Origin of the sequence: Kitasatospora sp. NBC_00315, from assembly GCF_041435095.1 — a bacterium.
In the GTDB taxonomy this organism is placed as follows: domain Bacteria; phylum Actinomycetota; class Actinomycetes; order Streptomycetales; family Streptomycetaceae; genus Kitasatospora.
In genome coordinates this window covers 872,886-886,556 of record NZ_CP108025.1, presented here as the reverse complement: position 1 = coordinate 886,556, position 13,671 = coordinate 872,886, and the positions used below count along the sequence as shown (strand labels likewise).

The window sequence follows — 13,671 nt, the reverse complement described above, 5'->3', positions numbered from 1 at the left end:
CTCCGCCGCGCGTCACCCCGATCTGCCGCCATCCGTCGCCATCCGCCGAGGAGTCACTCCACCGATGCACAGCCCCCGCAGCGCCCTGACCACGGTCCGCCGGATCGCCGGCCTCGTCCTCGTCCCCTTGCTCGGCCTCGCTCTGGCCCTCGGCCCGGCCGAGCCGGCCGACGCGCACGGCGACACGATCCACTTCCGGATCACGGGCTTGGTGCAGGGCCACCCCCAGGCGGTCGCGACCTGGGAGAACGACGGTGACGCGGTGGACGAGGAGGTCGCCGCCACCCTCAGCGCGGTCTCGGCCGACGGGCGGGCGCTCGGCCCCTGGCGCCTGCTCGCGGTCCAGGGCGCCCCGGCCACCTTCACCACACGTGAGACGCTGCCCAGCGGGACCTGGTCGGTGACCGTCGAGTCCGGTTTCCCCGCTCTGGGGCGCGGCACGGCCGAGTTGACGGTCGACGGCCTGGCGTCCCCGTCCGCCCCGCCGGTGGCAGCACCGGCGTCCGCCCCGCCGGTGGCCGCCGAAGCCGCGAGCCCGCCGGTGGCCGCGAGCCCGCCGGTGACTGCCGGGCCCGCTCCGCTGTCCGGGTCGCCGAAGGAGCCCGGCAGCGACTCCGGTTCCGGTCGGCTCGTGACCGGGTTCGCCGTTCTCGGGGCGATCGCCGTCGCCGTCGCCCTCGCCGTCGTCATCGGCGTCGCCCTGCTGGTTCGCCGGGCCCGCCGCCGCGCCGCCCGCTGAACCGCTCGCGGGGGCGGCGGGCCGGGTGCCGGTCAGTTCTCGTTGCTCCGGAGGGTCTCCTTGAGTTTGGCGATGGCGAAGCCCCAGCCCTGCTGTGCGGTGGGTTTGCCGGGCACGGCCAGTTCCTGGGGGTTGGTCAGGACGTCCAGCAGGACGGGGCCGGGGGTGTCGAAGGCGCGACGGACGCTGTCGTGCAGGGAGGCGGGGTCGGTGACGCGGATACCGGTGAGGCCCAGGGCGGTGGCGACGGCCGCGAAGTCGGGGTTGTCGAGCTCGGTGCCGAACTCGGCGAGGCCCGCCTGTTCCTGCTCGAGTTTGACCATGCCCAGGCGGCGGTTGTCGAAGACCACGAGCTTGACCGGCAGTTGATGGGTCCTGATCGTCATGAGGTCGCCGAGCAGCATGCTCAGGCCCCCGTCGCCGCAGAAGGCCACCACCTGCCGGTCGGGTGCCCACAGCTGGGCGCCGAGGGCCTGGGGCATCGCGTTGGCCATGGAGCCGAGGTTGTATGAGCCCAACAGGCGCCGACGGCCGTGCATGGTGACGAAGCGGGAGAGCCAGACGGTCGCCATACCGGTGTCGGAGGTGAAGATCGCGTCCTCGCTCGCGAGAGCGTCCACGGTGGCGGCGAGGGCTTCGGGGCGGATGTCGTGCTCCCGGTTGTCGAGGGCGCTGCGCAGCCGGCCGGTGAGGTGCCGGTCGTGGGCCGGGTCGGCGAGTCGTTGCTGGCCGGTCTGCCAGCGGGTGAAGTCCTCGCGTGCGGCGTCCAGATGGGAGCGGTCGGTGGTGGCCCCCAGATGGGGCAGCAGAGCGCGCAGCGTTGCTCCGACATCGCCCGCCAGGCCGGCGTCCAGCGGGATCCGGCGTCCGAGGTTGCGTTCCTGGACGTCGATCTGGACGACTTTGCAGTCGGTGGGATACCAGTCGCGGTACGGGAAGTCGGTACCGAGCATGACCAGTACGTCGCAGCCGTCGAGGGCATGGGCGGCGGCGGGATTGCCGATCAGGCCGGTCTGTCCGACCTGGTAGGGGTTGTCGCCCTCGAAGCCCTCCTTGGCCTTCAGGGTGAGGACCATCGGTGCGGCGATCCGCTCCGCCAGGGCCAGGACCTCCCGGCGAGCCTCGCGCGCGCCGCGTCCGACCAGCAGGGTGACCTTCGAGGCGGCGTTGATGATCTCGGCGGCCTCGCGGACACCGGGTTCGTCGGGCCGGGTGACCGGGCGGGTGTGCGGGAACCGGGCGGGGCGGTCGTCGCCGACCTCCCGGTCGCCGAGGTCGCCGGGCACGGTGAGGACGGCGACGCCGCTCTCGCTGATCGCGGCGCGGACGGCGGCCTCCAGCATCCGTGGCATCTGGTCGGGGGAGGTGACGGTGGCGCGGTAGACGGCGACGTCGCGAAAGAGCAGGTCGTTGTCGACCTCCTGGAAGTAGTCGCTGCCGATCTCGGCGAGCGGCACCTGTCCGGTGATGGCCAGCACCGGCGTCCGGCTCTTCGCGGCGTCGTAGAGACCGTTGAGCAGGTGCACGGCGCCGGGCCCGACGGTGCCCATGCAGACGCCCAGGGTGCCGGACAGCTGGGACTGGGCGCCCGCGGCGAACGCGGCGGCCTCCTCGTGGCGGCAGCCTACCCACTCCACGCCCTCGGTGCTGCGGATGGCGTCGGTCAGCGGGTTCAGCGCGTCGCCGACGACGCCGAACACGTGGTGCACGCCCAGTTCCTGCAGGGCGTCGATGAGCACACGGGCAACGGTACGAGCCATGAGAAGCGGTCCTCCGAGGGAGCAGACGGTGAGCGGGGCTGTCGAGACGGAACGCGGTGAGCGGGGCTGTCGAGCGGGGACTCGGTGAGCGGGGCTGTCGAGACGGAACGCGGTGAGCGGGGCTGTCGAGCGGGGACTCGGTGAGCGGGGCTGCCGGGCGGTGCTTCCGGTCGGGAACCGGTCGGGCCGAGACGGTGACCGGGCCCGGTGGAGCGCGGCCGTCGGCCCGGACGGTCAGACGGTGAAGGTGTCGGGGTCGGCGGCCTGCCAGTCCTCGGCCCACGACGGCGGCGCGCCCTCGACGAGCTCCCGGGGGGCCAGCCAGGGGCGGATGTCGGCGTAGGAGCTGATGGTGTGGGTGTCCACCCGCAGCCGCAGCATGTGCGGACGCAGCTGGGCCGGATCCTGCACGCCCATGGCGGCCATGATCTGCAGGGCGCTCTTGACCGTCGCCTCCTGGAAGCGCCGGACGCGCTGCGACTTGTCGCCCACGTCCAGGGCGCGGGCGCGGTGCCGGTCCTGGGTGGCCACACCCACCGGGCAGGTGTTGGTGTGGCAGCGCTGGGCCTGGATGCAGCCGACGGCGAACATCATGGCCCGGGCCGCGTTGGTGTAGTCGGCGCCCAGCGCGAGCCGTTTGACGAGGTCGCTGCCGGTGGCGACCTTGCCGCTGGCGCCGATCTTGATCCGATCGCGCAGACCGGTGCCTACCAGGGCGTCCTGGACGATCATCAGGCCGTCGGTCAGCGGCAGGCCGACGTGGTCGGCGAACTCCAGCGGCGCCGCGCCGGTGCCGCCCTCGGCGCCGTCGACGATGATGAAGTCCGGAGTGAGATCCTCCTCCAGCATGGCCTTGCAGACGGCGAGGAACTGCCGGCGCGAACCGACGCACAGCTTGAAGCCGGTGGGCTTGCCGCCGGACAACTCGCGCATCCGCCCGACGAACCGGACCAGCTCGCGCGGGGTGGAGAAGACCCGGTGGTAGGGCGGGGAGGTGACGGTCTCGCCCTGCGGGACGCCGCGGACCCGCGCGATCTCGGCGTTGACCTTGGCCCCGGGCAGGACACCCCCGACCCCGGGCTTGGCCCCCTGGCTGAGCTTCAGCGACACGCACTTGACCTGCGGGTTGGCCGCCTTCTCGGCGAACCGGCCCTCGTCGAAGCCGCCGTCCTCGGTGCGGCAGCCGAAGTAGCCGGTGCCGATCTCCCACACCAGGTCACCGCCGGGGCGCAGGTGGTACTCGGACAGGCCGCCCTCGCCGGTGTCGTGGGCGAACCCGCCGAGCGCGGCGCCGGTGTTGAGGGCGAGTACGGCGTTGGCGGAGAGCGAGCCGAAGCTCATCGCGGAGACGTTGAGCAGCGCCATGTCGTACGGCTGGGTGCAGTGCGGCCCGCCGATCCGCACCCGCGGCGGAGTCTCGGGGACGGGGCACGGGGCCATCGACGGCACCAGGAACTCGCCGCCGGTCGCGTAGAGGTCGAGTTCGGTGCCGAACGGCTCCTCGGCCTCGGTGCCCTTGGCACGCTCGTAGACGATGGAGCGGGTGTCACGGTCGAAGGGGCGTCCGTCGAAGTTGCGCTCTACGAAGTACTGCTGGAGTTCGGGTCGCACGCCCTCCAGCAGGAACCGCAGATGACCCAGGACGGGGTAGTTGCGCAGGACGGAGTGCCGGCGTTGGAGCAGATCCCGGCCCGCCAGCAGGAGTACGGCCAGCAGCGGCCCGGCCGCGGCCCACCACCACGGCGACCGGAGCACAGCGGTTGTGACGGCGACGGCGGCGGCGCACGCCAGGAGGGCAACCCACACGATTCTCAGCACGGCCACCGTCTGTCCCCGATCGCGGCCGTCAAGCGGACCCGGCACCAAGGAGGGGGTGCGCGCGCCCTCCGGCCTCCGGAGGGGCGGCGGCGGATCCCTCCGACCGGTGGCGTGCCCTCGGCGGCCCGACCTCGTCCGCCACCTTCGGGCGCCTCCACGGCCAGTCGCCGTCGATCGAGGACCACGGACTGCCAGGATCGGGCTCGGCCCTCACCCGACCCGTCACAGGAGGCACCCGTGTCCGACAGCACCGACCCGGTCGGGCAGCTCGCCCGCGCTCTTCGCCAGGCCAGTGCCGTCATCGGCGAGGTCAGGCCCGATCAGGCCGGTCTGCCCACCCCGTGCCGCTCCTGGGACGTGACCGACCTGATCAGTCATCTGCTCGACGACATCAAGCAGTTCACGCTCCGTGCGGCCGGCGGCATTCCGGATCGGAACACCGCCGCCGAGCGCGTCACCGACCACTGGCAGCGGGCCTTCGACGCGGGCGCCGAGGACCTGCTCGCCGCCTGGCGCCGGGCCGGTGACCTCACGGGCGTCCTGGACGTACCCGGCATGGGCGAGCTCCCGGCCCGGTTCCCGGTGGACCAGCAGGCCGCCGAGTTCGCCGTGCACGCCTGGGACCTGGCCACCGCCACAGGCCGCTCCACCGATCTGGACGAGCAGGTCGGACGCGCCGCGCTCGCCTGGGCCCAGGGCGCGCTGCGCCCGCAGTTCCGGGGGGAGGAGAGCGAGGGTCACGCCTTCGGCCCCGAGCTTCCGATCGCACCGGACGCCCCGACGTACGACCGCCTCGCCGCATTCTTCGGCCGCCACCGGGCCGCCGACACCTGAGCCGGTCCCGCGGCGCGCCGGCCGCGCCTGTCGGCCGCCGTACCGTCCCGGCCCGGAGTGTCGAGCGGTCGACGCTGTGCCCCGGGCCGAGCCACGCCTCGCCCGGCCGGGCGCTCGTGGCCTGGCGCTCGCCGCTCGCGGAGCTGGTCGGCGGCGGAGCAGAGGGTGTTTCAGGAGCGGAGGGTGTTTCAGGAGCGGAGGGTGTTTCAGGAGGAGAGGGGCCAGGGTCTCCGCTCACAACGGTTCAACGATCAACGCCGAGGGCGTCGCGAAGCATTGATTTATTAGGTTAGCCTTCCCTACTATGACTTTCGTTCACCTGGCCGCCTCGGCGGGTTACACCACGCCTCAGCTCTATCGAATCCTGACCAAATCGGGCTATTTCTTTGGCCTTTCCGGAGCCGTTGGTGCCACCGTCACGTATGCGGCGGTCATTCGCCCCGCCCTGCGCGCCCAGGGGACCGAGGCCGGTGACACCGAGGTCCTGCGAAGGAGAACGGCCGGTTACCTGGCCTGGGCCGGCCTGGTCCTGCTCGTGGCCGGCTACTTCCAGCTCGCCGCCCGGCTGGCCCGGGCCGGCAAGGGCATGCCGTTCGGCGAGGCGCTCGCGCCGGGACGGATCTGGGACTTCCTGCGCGCACCGGCCGCGAAGGGGGCCTGGGTCGCCCAGGGCACGATCTACCTGGTGCAGAACGTCGTCCTCGTTCTCGCGTCCGCCGCGCTGGTCGCACTCTTCGCCCCCCGGGTGCGACGGCACCTGAACACCGTCGCGCTCACCGCGCTGCCCCTGGCGCTCGCGGTGACGCTCGTCGCGGCGATACCGGCCACCGCGCCGAAGGACGGCGACCACGTCCTCGATCCGCTGCTGGACCAGGTGCACATCGTCAGTGGCACGGTGTGGATCGGCGGTCTGGCGCTGCTCGCCGTCCTCGCCACCGCCCGCGGGCGGATGAGCGAGAACGCGGGCGTCCTGTGGGCCGATCTCTGGCGCCGGTTCAGCCTGGTCGCCCTGATCTGCGTCGGAGCCGTGCTCACTTCGGGGCTCTGGATGAGCTGGCGGCACGTCGGCTCGATCGGCCAGTTGTGGACGACGGGTTACGGATTCGCCCTGCTCGTCAAGATCGGGCTGGTCCTGGGCATGGTCGTGGCCGGTGGCTTCAACCAGTTCTGGCTGATGCCGCGTATCGCGAGGGCCCGTCGCGACGATTCCACCGCCTCGCTGCTGCACCTGACGCTGTGGCACTTCCCCCAGGTCGTCTGGGGCGAGGTCGCCCTGGGGGTGGCCGTGCTGGCCGTCGTGCCGTTCCTCAGCGGCTCCGCCCGCTCGCAGGCCGGCAGTGCGCCCGCCGTTTCGAGCGGCAGCATCTTCGCCGCCGGCGCCGCCCTGGTGGTCATCCTCGCGGCTTCGCTCTACATCACGGCCAGGGTCTCCGACGCTCTCGCGCGGCGCCCGGTCCCGGTTCCGGCTGCTGCCGCTGCCGCGCTCTGACACGTGCCCGAACCGGCCGGTGCACGGACCACGCCGGAGCACGGGCCACGCCGGAGCACGGACCACGCCGGAGCACGGACCACGCCGGAGCATGCCGCGGCCGGACGGCCCCGACCGGGGGCGTCCGGCCGCGAACGGTCGGCGGGCGCGGGGCGTCCCCGGCCGACCCGCGCTCAGGCGCGGGTCTTCTCCAGCAGTTCGATGATCTCGGCGGTGCTGCCGCTCTCGCCGAGGCGGGGGAAGATCCGCTCGATGCTGTTGCGGTGGGCGTCCGCGTTCAGGTCGGACATCGCGTCGGTCGCCAGGGTGACGTGGTAGCCGTGCTCGTGGGCGGCCCGGGCGGTGGATTCGACGCCGATGCTGGTGGCGATGCCGGCCAGCACGATCTGGGTGACGCCACGGCGGCGGAGCTGGAGGTCGAGGTCGGTGCCGTGGAAGGCGCCCCAGTTCCGCTTGGTCACCTGGATGTCCGACGGGTGGCCGGCCAGCTCGTCCACGATGACGTCCCAGCCCTGCGGCCGGCCCCCGGTCGGGCGGGGCTGCTCGTTGCGGCCCGGCACGGCGTCCGCGCCGTCCGCGGCGGCGGTGACCCGGACGAGGACGACCGGGGCATCGTGGTCGCGGAAGGCGGCGGCGAGTTCGACGGCGCGGGCGACCACCTCGGGGCCGGAGAGCGGGGTGGTGGGAGCGGCGGTGATACCGGCCTGGAGGTCGATCAGGACCAGGGCTGTGCGCTCGTCGATCGTGGTCAGGGCCATGAGCTCGCCTTTCGGGGGGCGGGTACGGGGTGAGAGGTGCGCGGGGTGTCGAGCCGTGGGATCGGTCGGGTGCGGCGCGACCCCGTCGCGGCGACGACCGGGCGGTTCGCGTCCACGCTAGTTTGCGCAGTCCAGACTGACAAGTCTGGACTGCGGATATCGCCCGTGCCCCGCCGCGCCCTCTTGACCGGTGGGGTGCTGTGCCACCGACACTGGTGACCGGCGCCCCCGGCGCCGCACCCGCCCGATGCGGGCGCCGAACCCGAGGGAGGGCCAGTGACGGAGATCTCTCACCGTGTCGTGGAGACGGCCGGTGGCCTGCGGATGCACGTCGCCGAGGCCGGCGAAGGACCGCTGGTGCTGCTGCTGCACGGCTTTCCGGAGAGTTGGTACTCCTGGCGCCACCAGCTCACGGCGCTCGCCGAGGCCGGCTTCCACGCGGTCGCCCCGGATCAGCGCGGCTACGGGCGCACCGGTGGCCCGGACGAGGTGGATCGCTACAGCATCCTGCACCTGGTCGGCGACGCGGTCGGCCTGATCCGCGCGCTCGGCGCGGAGCAGGCCGTGCTGGTGGGGCACGACTGGGGCGCGCCGGTCGCCTGGAACACCGCGCTCGTGCGCCCCGACGTGGTGCGCGCCGTGGTCGGGCTCTCCGTCCCGCCGTCCCCCCGGGGCAGGCTGCGACCGACCGAGGCGATGCGCAGGCTCTTCGGTGAGTCGTACTACATGCTGCACTTCCAGCAGCAGGGCCCGCCGGAGGCGGAGCTCGCCCGGGACCCGGCCGCCACCTTCCGCCGGCTGCTCGCCGGAGCGCCGCTCACCGGCCCCGACGGCCTGCCGCTGGTGCCCGACGGCGGAGGGTTCCTGGACGTCTTCCGGGAGCCGGCCGAGCTGCCCGACTGGGTGACGGAAGCCGACATCGCCTTCCTCGCCGGGGAGTTCGAAACGGGCGGGTTCCGCCGCCCGTTGCACTGGTACCGGAACCTCGACCGCAACTGGGAGCTGACGGCGGCCTGGGACGGCGCGAGGATCCTCCGGCCCGCCCTGTACGTCGTCGGCGACAAGGATCTCGTCGTCTCCAACGCCCGGGCCAGGGAGGCACTGGCGACCCTGACCGACCACGTGCCCCGGCTGCGCGGGATCCAGTGGCTGGAGGGCGCCGGCCACTGGATCCAGCAGGAGCGACCCAAGGAGGTGTCGGAGGCGCTGATCGCTTTCCTGCACAGCCTCTGACGCCGGCTCCGCCGACCGGACATGACGTCGCACCGACGGAGGAGGTCTGTCGAGACGGACCGAGACGGAGCGAGACGGACGGCGGGAGCCGGGCTTGCAGCCAGGTCCGTCAGCCGGAACTCCCGTGCCGCCCGGCACGGTCGGGCTCGGAACGCGACGTCCGAATGCTGCGAGCGTCCTCGCCGCCGGGTCGCCACCCTGGGGTGGTGACCGGAGAACACACGAGGAACCCAAGGCCGATCGCGGCATCGGCGGCCGAGCCGCGCGCAGATGGCCGGGCGCCGGGCGACGCCTTGGCGGTGCTGCAGAAGTTCTACTCGGCCGAAGCGGCCTACATCGCGGCCGGAGGTCCTGGCAGGGCCCGCTTCGACGGGCTCGCCGAGTGCCTCGATCCCGAGGTGGTGATGTACCAGGCTCCGGGGTTGCCCTACGGGGGCACGTGGCGCGGGCCGAGCGGCATCGAGGAGTTCATGGCCGCCATGAGCGTGGCGTGGCAGTCGTTGGAGTTCCTGGAACAGCGGTTCGTGGTCGACGGGGACTCTGTCGTGGTGCTGAACCGGGGTCGTCTGCGGGCCCGCGCCAGCGGTCGGGTCCTGGACACCTCGGTGATGCAACTGATCACCGTCAAAGACGGGCTCATCACCGAGTTTCGCCCGTTCTACTGGGACACCGCGGCTGTCGCCGAAGCCCTGCGTCCGCGCGGGGAGCCGGGCGGCCGGCGGTGACCCGTCCGCGTTTCGCGATCACCGGGCCCGGGGCCACCCTCCGCACCGCGGAACGGGGTTCCGCGGTGCGGAGAAGGGTTCCCGTTTCCGGGCGGCCCCTGACGACCCGCCTCAGCGTTCCATCATCTGCATCTGGGCTTCGTTGTGGGTGTCGCCGGCGGCCTGGGGCATGCTGCTGAGCCGGGCGATCTGCTCGTCGGTCAGCTGGAGTGCGTCGGCGGCGGTGTTCTCCTCCACGCGTTCGACGCGCTTGGTTCCGGGAATGGGGGCGATGAAGTCGCCCTGGGCCAGGACCCAGGCCAGGGCGACCTGGGCCGGGGTGGCGCCGACCTCGGCGGCCAGGGCCTGGACCTGGTCGGCCAGCGCGAGGTTGCGCCGGAAGTTCTCGCCGGTGAAGCGCGGGTTGGTGCGCCGGAAGTCGTCGTCCGCGAGATCGTCGGTGGAGCGGATCTGCCCGGTCAGCAGGCCACGCCCGAGAGGGGAGAAGGGCACCAGGCCGATGTTCAGCTCCCGCAGCACCGCGATCACCTGCTGTTCCAGGCCACGGGTCCACAGGGAGTACTCGGACTGGAGGGCCGTGACGGGATGGACGGCGTGCGCGCGGCGGATCGTGTCGGGGCCGGCCTCGGACAGGCCGATCGCCCGTACCTTGCCCTGGGCGACCAGCTCGGCCAGCGCGCCGACGGTCTCCTCGATGGGGGTGTCCGGGTCGACGCGGTGCTGGTAGTACAGGTCGATGTGGTCGGTTCCCAGCCGCTTGAGGGAGCCCTCGACGGCGGCGCGGATGTTGGCGGGGCTGCTGTCCAGGTTCCCCGGACCGTCGCCGGCGTGGGAGACCATGCCGAACTTCGTCGCCAGCACGACCCGGTCGCGGCGTCCCTTCAGGGCACGGCCCAGGAGTTCCTCGTTGGTGTAGGGGCCGTAGATCTCGGCGGTGTCGATCAGCGTGACCCCCAGGTCCAAGGCCCGGTGCACGGTACGGATCGACTCCGCGTCGTCGGTGCCTGCACCGGTGTAGGCGCTGGACATGCCCATCGCGCCCAGCCCGATCCGGGAAACCTCCAGGTCACGCAGCTTGATGTACCTCATCACGCACACTCCTTCCGCTGAACTGCTCCAGTGGTACGGCCCGGTGGGCCGCGACCCGATCACTTCGCCTGCCCCAGCCTGGCGCCTCGACGCACGAGCGGCGGGCGGGCGCGCCGGGAGCAGGAGGACCGCGGAGCGGGGCGACGCGCTCGACGTGCACGGGCAGGGCGGCGAGCCGCGGTGCCTGCGCCGGAACCGAGCCGCGGTGCCTGCGCCGGAACCCGCTGGTCAACCACCGCGACCACTGTTAGCCTTCCGGAGGCCGTGCGAGAGAACGAGGAGGTGGTACCCGTGAACGCAGTATCGACATGGGTGCTCTCCTCCGGGGTCACGGTCGGGCGATAGGTCGTCCGGGAGCGCCGTTCACGAGCACTCCCGAAAGGCACGACCATGCAGTTCACTTCCGAACAGCATCTCGACGACGGCGTCGTCGAACGCGAATTCACCCTCGGCGAGATCCCCGGCACCCTCTGGACGCCCGGATCCGCACCGGCTCCGCTGATTCTGATGGCCCACAACAACGGCCTGCCCAAGCGGGAACCCCGACTCGTGGCCCGGGCCCGGCACTACGCGGCGAACGGCTACGCGGTGGCCGCCATCGACGCCCCCGGGTGCGGTGACCGGCCCCGGTCCGCCGCCGACGAGCAGGCCCGCGCCGACCTCCGCCGGGCGATGCAGGCCGGCGAGCCGGTCGACGAGATCTTCGAGTCCTTCATCGGCCCGCTGGTCGAAAGGGCGGTCCCGGACTGGCGGACCACCCTGGACGCCCTCCTGTCACTGCCCGAGATCGGCGGACCGGTCGGGTACTCGGGGTGGACCGCGGTCGGCATCCGGCTGGCGGCGGTCGAGCCGCGCATCGCGGCCGCCGGTCTCTTCGCCGGGGGTTACGTGCCCCGCGCCCAGCGCGAGGAGGCCCGGCAGATCACCGTCCCGCTGCTGTTCCTGCTGCAGTGGGACGACGAAGGGAACCCCCGGCAGCGGGCCCTGGACCTGTTCGACGCCTTCGGCAGCAAGGAGAAGACCCTGCACGCCAATCTCGGGGGGCACGTCGGCACCCCGTGGTTCGAGGTGGAGGACGGGGGCCGGTTCTACGACCGGCACCTGAAGTGAGGCCGGACCGTCGCCGGCGGTAGGCGGTAGGCGGTAGGCGGTAGGCGGGTCGGCCGGGCCGTCGCCGTCGAACAGAGGCCCCGAGCCTCCTCGATGGCGACGGCCCACCGATGGCCGGCCGCCCCGGTCGCGGTGGTACCACCGCGACCGGGGCGGCGCCCGGCCGGTCCCGCGAGGATCACCCGGGCAGGTGACCTGCTCGACCGCCGGGCCCCGGGCCGGGCCGCGCCGATCTTCGGTCCTCCGGCAGGCCGAGGTGACTCGACGAGGCGCCGCTTCAGCGCTTGTCGGGCAGGTCGGCGAGGTCGGCGAGGTCGGTGGCCGGGTCGGCGAGGGCGGCCGGGTCGACCGGTCGGCCGGAGCGGACCAGTTCGCGGATCGGGTCGGTGACGTCCCAGACGTTGACGTTCATCCCGGCCAGCACCCGGCCGCCGGAGAGCCAGAAGGCGATGAACTCGCGGCCGGCGACGTCGCCTCGGAACACCACCCGGTCGTAGCCGTCGGGTTCGACATGGCCGGTGTACTCCATGCCGAGGTCGTACTGGTCGGAGAAGAAGTAGGGGATCCGGTCGTACACCACGTCCTGGCCGAGCATCGCCCGGGCGGCGGTCTGGGGCTGATTGAACGCGTTCGCCCAGTGCTCGACCCGGATGTGCTTGTCGAGCAGCGGGTGGAAGGCGTTGGCGACGTCGCCGGCGGCGTGGACGTCCGGGTCGGAGGTGCGCAGCCGTTCGTCCGTCCGTACGCCGTTGTCGACGGTGAGGCCCGCCGCCTCGGCCAGGGCGGTGTTGGGGGTGATGCCGATCCCGACGACGACCGCATCGGCCGCGACCGTGCTGCCGTCGGCCAGCCGGACACCCGCCACGCCGTCCGCACCCCCGGTGAGGGCCTCGACCTGGACGCCGAAGCGCAGGTCGACGCCGTGGTCGCGGTGCAGCCCGGCGAAGACCTCGGCGACCTCGCGGCCCAGCACCCGCAGCAGCGGCAGCTCGGCGGACTCCAGGACGGTCACCTCGGCACCGGCCGCGCGGGCCGCGGCGGCCGTCTCCAGGCCGATCCATCCGGCGCCGATCACCACGATCCTGGCAGCCGGGCGGAGCACCGCCTTCAGCCGTTCGCAGTCCTCGACCCGGCGCAGGTAGTGCACTCCGGCGAGTTCGGCGCCGGGAACGGGCAGCCGACGCGGCGACGAGCCGGTGGTGAGGAGCAGCTTGGCGTAGCCGAGCCGCTCGCCGTCGGCGAGGCTCACGGTGTGCGCCGCCGGGTCGACCGCGGTGACGGCGGTGCCGAGCCGCAGCGTGACGTCGTGCTCGGCGTACCACTGCGGAGGGTGGACGAAGATCTTCTCCCGCTCGCTGGTGCCCAGCAGATAGCCCTTGCTGAGCGGCGGCCGCTCGTAGGGGCGCTCCCGCTCCTCGCCGACCAGGACGACCGGGCCGTCGTGGCCCGCCTCCCGCAGCGCCTCGGCGGCCTTCGCCCCGGCCAGGCTCGCCCCCACGATCACGAACGCCCGGTCCCTGCCTGTGCTCACGGTCAGCTCCTCGTCTGCTCTCCCACGCCTGCGACAGCCTGCCCGCGCGGCCCGGGTGAGTCGAGGTTCCGGGGCGCGCGGCGCGGCAGGCTCCCCCTTTCGGGTGAGGGCCCCCTGTCCGGTGAGGGGGCCTGCCCCTCGGGCTGTCCGGTGAGGGGGCCTGCTCCTCGGGCGGGGCCTGCCGGGGCTCGTGCGGCGCCTACCCGGTCATCGCCTCGCGTACCAGCGCGGTGTCGGCGAACTGCTCGAACCGGACGATCCGGCCGCCGCGGACGACGAAGTGGTGGGCGACGCGGACGGCGAGCGGTTTGCCGGTGGCCCGGTTGCGCGCGGTGTAACGGGCGAGCACGACGACGTTCTCGCCGTCCACCACGTAGGTGTCGTCGTGGGCGGTCCAGTCGTCCCAGTCGGCGGCCAGCCGCTCCATGACCGCTGCGGTGACGCCGGTGGGAGTGCGGTACGTCCCGGCGAGCGGGAAGCCGGCCATCTCGGTCCACTCGACGTCGTCGGCGAGGGTCGCCCGCAGGGCGGCGAGGTCGCCGTGGGCCGAGGCCAGGTACTGGCGCCGGACCACGTCGGCCGGGG

At 72.9% G+C, this 13,671-nt stretch carries 12 protein-coding genes; 6 read left to right on the top strand and 6 right to left on the bottom strand.

The window, feature by feature from the left end; genetic code table 11:
• Positions 1 to 64 precede the first annotated feature (64 nt).
• Entirely contained in the window at positions 65 to 739 is a 675-nt protein-coding gene (locus OG823_RS03700) for a hypothetical protein (protein ID WP_371477455.1), read from the top strand.
• A gap of 32 nt (positions 740 to 771) precedes the next feature.
• Here OG823_RS03700 and OG823_RS03695 read toward each other — a convergent pair whose 3' ends face one another.
• Both OG823_RS03695 and OG823_RS03690 read right to left on the bottom strand, forming a co-directional pair.
• Positions 772 to 2,499 (bottom strand): thiamine pyrophosphate-dependent enzyme, encoded by a 1,728-nt coding sequence (locus OG823_RS03695; RefSeq protein WP_371477454.1) that lies wholly within the window; start codon positions 2,497 to 2,499, stop codon positions 772 to 774.
• 234 nt (positions 2,500 to 2,733) lie between these two features.
• On the bottom strand, positions 2,734 to 4,317 hold the full coding sequence (locus tag OG823_RS03690) for an FMN-binding glutamate synthase family protein (protein ID WP_371477452.1): 1,584 nt from the start codon (positions 4,315 to 4,317) through the stop codon (positions 2,734 to 2,736).
• Positions 4,318 to 4,554: 237 nt separating this feature from the next.
• Here OG823_RS03690 and OG823_RS03685 point away from each other — a divergent pair, with 237 nt between their 5' ends.
• Positions 4,555 to 5,151: a TIGR03086 family metal-binding protein gene (locus tag OG823_RS03685; RefSeq protein WP_371477450.1), complete on the top strand. Its 597-nt coding sequence runs from the start codon at positions 4,555 to 4,557 to the stop codon at positions 5,149 to 5,151.
• 304 nt (positions 5,152 to 5,455) lie between these two features.
• The gene (locus OG823_RS03680) at positions 5,456 to 6,640 is read left to right on the top strand and encodes a copper resistance D family protein (protein WP_371477448.1); all 1,185 of its coding nucleotides are present in this window, start codon (positions 5,456 to 5,458) and stop codon (positions 6,638 to 6,640) included.
• A 173-nt stretch (positions 6,641 to 6,813) separates the two neighbouring features.
• On the opposite strand, the gene OG823_RS03675 is transcribed toward OG823_RS03680, so the two are convergent.
• Positions 6,814 to 7,398: a hydrolase gene (locus OG823_RS03675; RefSeq protein ID WP_371477447.1), complete on the bottom strand. Its 585-nt coding sequence runs from the start codon at positions 7,396 to 7,398 to the stop codon at positions 6,814 to 6,816.
• A 276-nt stretch (positions 7,399 to 7,674) separates the two neighbouring features.
• Here OG823_RS03675 and OG823_RS03670 point away from each other — a divergent pair, with 276 nt between their 5' ends.
• Together OG823_RS03670 and OG823_RS03665 are read left to right on the top strand one after the other, a co-directional pair.
• The gene (locus OG823_RS03670; protein WP_371477446.1) at positions 7,675 to 8,631 is read left to right on the top strand and encodes an alpha/beta fold hydrolase; all 957 of its coding nucleotides are present in this window, start codon (positions 7,675 to 7,677) and stop codon (positions 8,629 to 8,631) included.
• 206 nt (positions 8,632 to 8,837) lie between these two features.
• Positions 8,838 to 9,356: a nuclear transport factor 2 family protein gene (locus OG823_RS03665; RefSeq protein WP_371477444.1), complete on the top strand. Its 519-nt coding sequence runs from the start codon at positions 8,838 to 8,840 to the stop codon at positions 9,354 to 9,356.
• A 111-nt stretch (positions 9,357 to 9,467) separates the two neighbouring features.
• On the opposite strand, the gene OG823_RS03660 is transcribed toward OG823_RS03665, so the two are convergent.
• Complete coding sequence (locus tag OG823_RS03660; RefSeq protein WP_371477443.1) at positions 9,468 to 10,445, bottom strand: aldo/keto reductase; 978 nt, start codon at positions 10,443 to 10,445, stop codon at positions 9,468 to 9,470.
• 390 nt (positions 10,446 to 10,835) lie between these two features.
• Here OG823_RS03660 and OG823_RS03655 point away from each other — a divergent pair, with 390 nt between their 5' ends.
• Entirely contained in the window at positions 10,836 to 11,555 is a 720-nt protein-coding gene (locus OG823_RS03655; protein ID WP_371477442.1) for a dienelactone hydrolase family protein, read from the top strand.
• Positions 11,556 to 11,832: 277 nt separating this feature from the next.
• Here the strand turns inward: OG823_RS03655 and OG823_RS03650 are convergent, their stop codons facing one another.
• Positions 11,833 to 13,092: an NAD(P)/FAD-dependent oxidoreductase gene (locus OG823_RS03650; RefSeq protein WP_371484291.1), complete on the bottom strand. Its 1,260-nt coding sequence runs from the start codon at positions 13,090 to 13,092 to the stop codon at positions 11,833 to 11,835.
• 193 nt (positions 13,093 to 13,285) lie between these two features.
• A complete protein-coding gene (locus OG823_RS03645) occupies positions 13,286 to 13,660 on the bottom strand; it encodes a nuclear transport factor 2 family protein (RefSeq protein WP_371484290.1) in 375 nt (124 codons plus the stop codon).
• Between the last annotated feature and the right edge of the window lie 11 nt (positions 13,661 to 13,671).

Excerpts from the sequence above, each read along its gene's own strand:
- OG823_RS03680 (WP_371477448.1), top strand. The coding sequence starts at position 5,456 with ATGACTTTCGTTCACCTGGCCGCCTCGGCGGGTTACACCACGCCTCAG.
- OG823_RS03675 (WP_371477447.1), bottom strand. The coding sequence starts at position 7,398 with ATGGCCCTGACCACGATCGACGAGCGCACAGCCCTGGTCCTGATCGAC.
- OG823_RS03700 (WP_371477455.1), top strand. The coding sequence starts at position 65 with ATGCACAGCCCCCGCAGCGCCCTGACCACGGTCCGCCGGATCGCCGGC.
- OG823_RS03655 (WP_371477442.1), top strand. The coding sequence starts at position 10,836 with ATGCAGTTCACTTCCGAACAGCATCTCGACGACGGCGTCGTCGAACGC.
- OG823_RS03660 (WP_371477443.1), bottom strand. The coding sequence starts at position 10,445 with ATGAGGTACATCAAGCTGCGTGACCTGGAGGTTTCCCGGATCGGGCTG.
- OG823_RS03695 (WP_371477454.1), bottom strand. The coding sequence starts at position 2,499 with ATGGCTCGTACCGTTGCCCGTGTGCTCATCGACGCCCTGCAGGAACTG.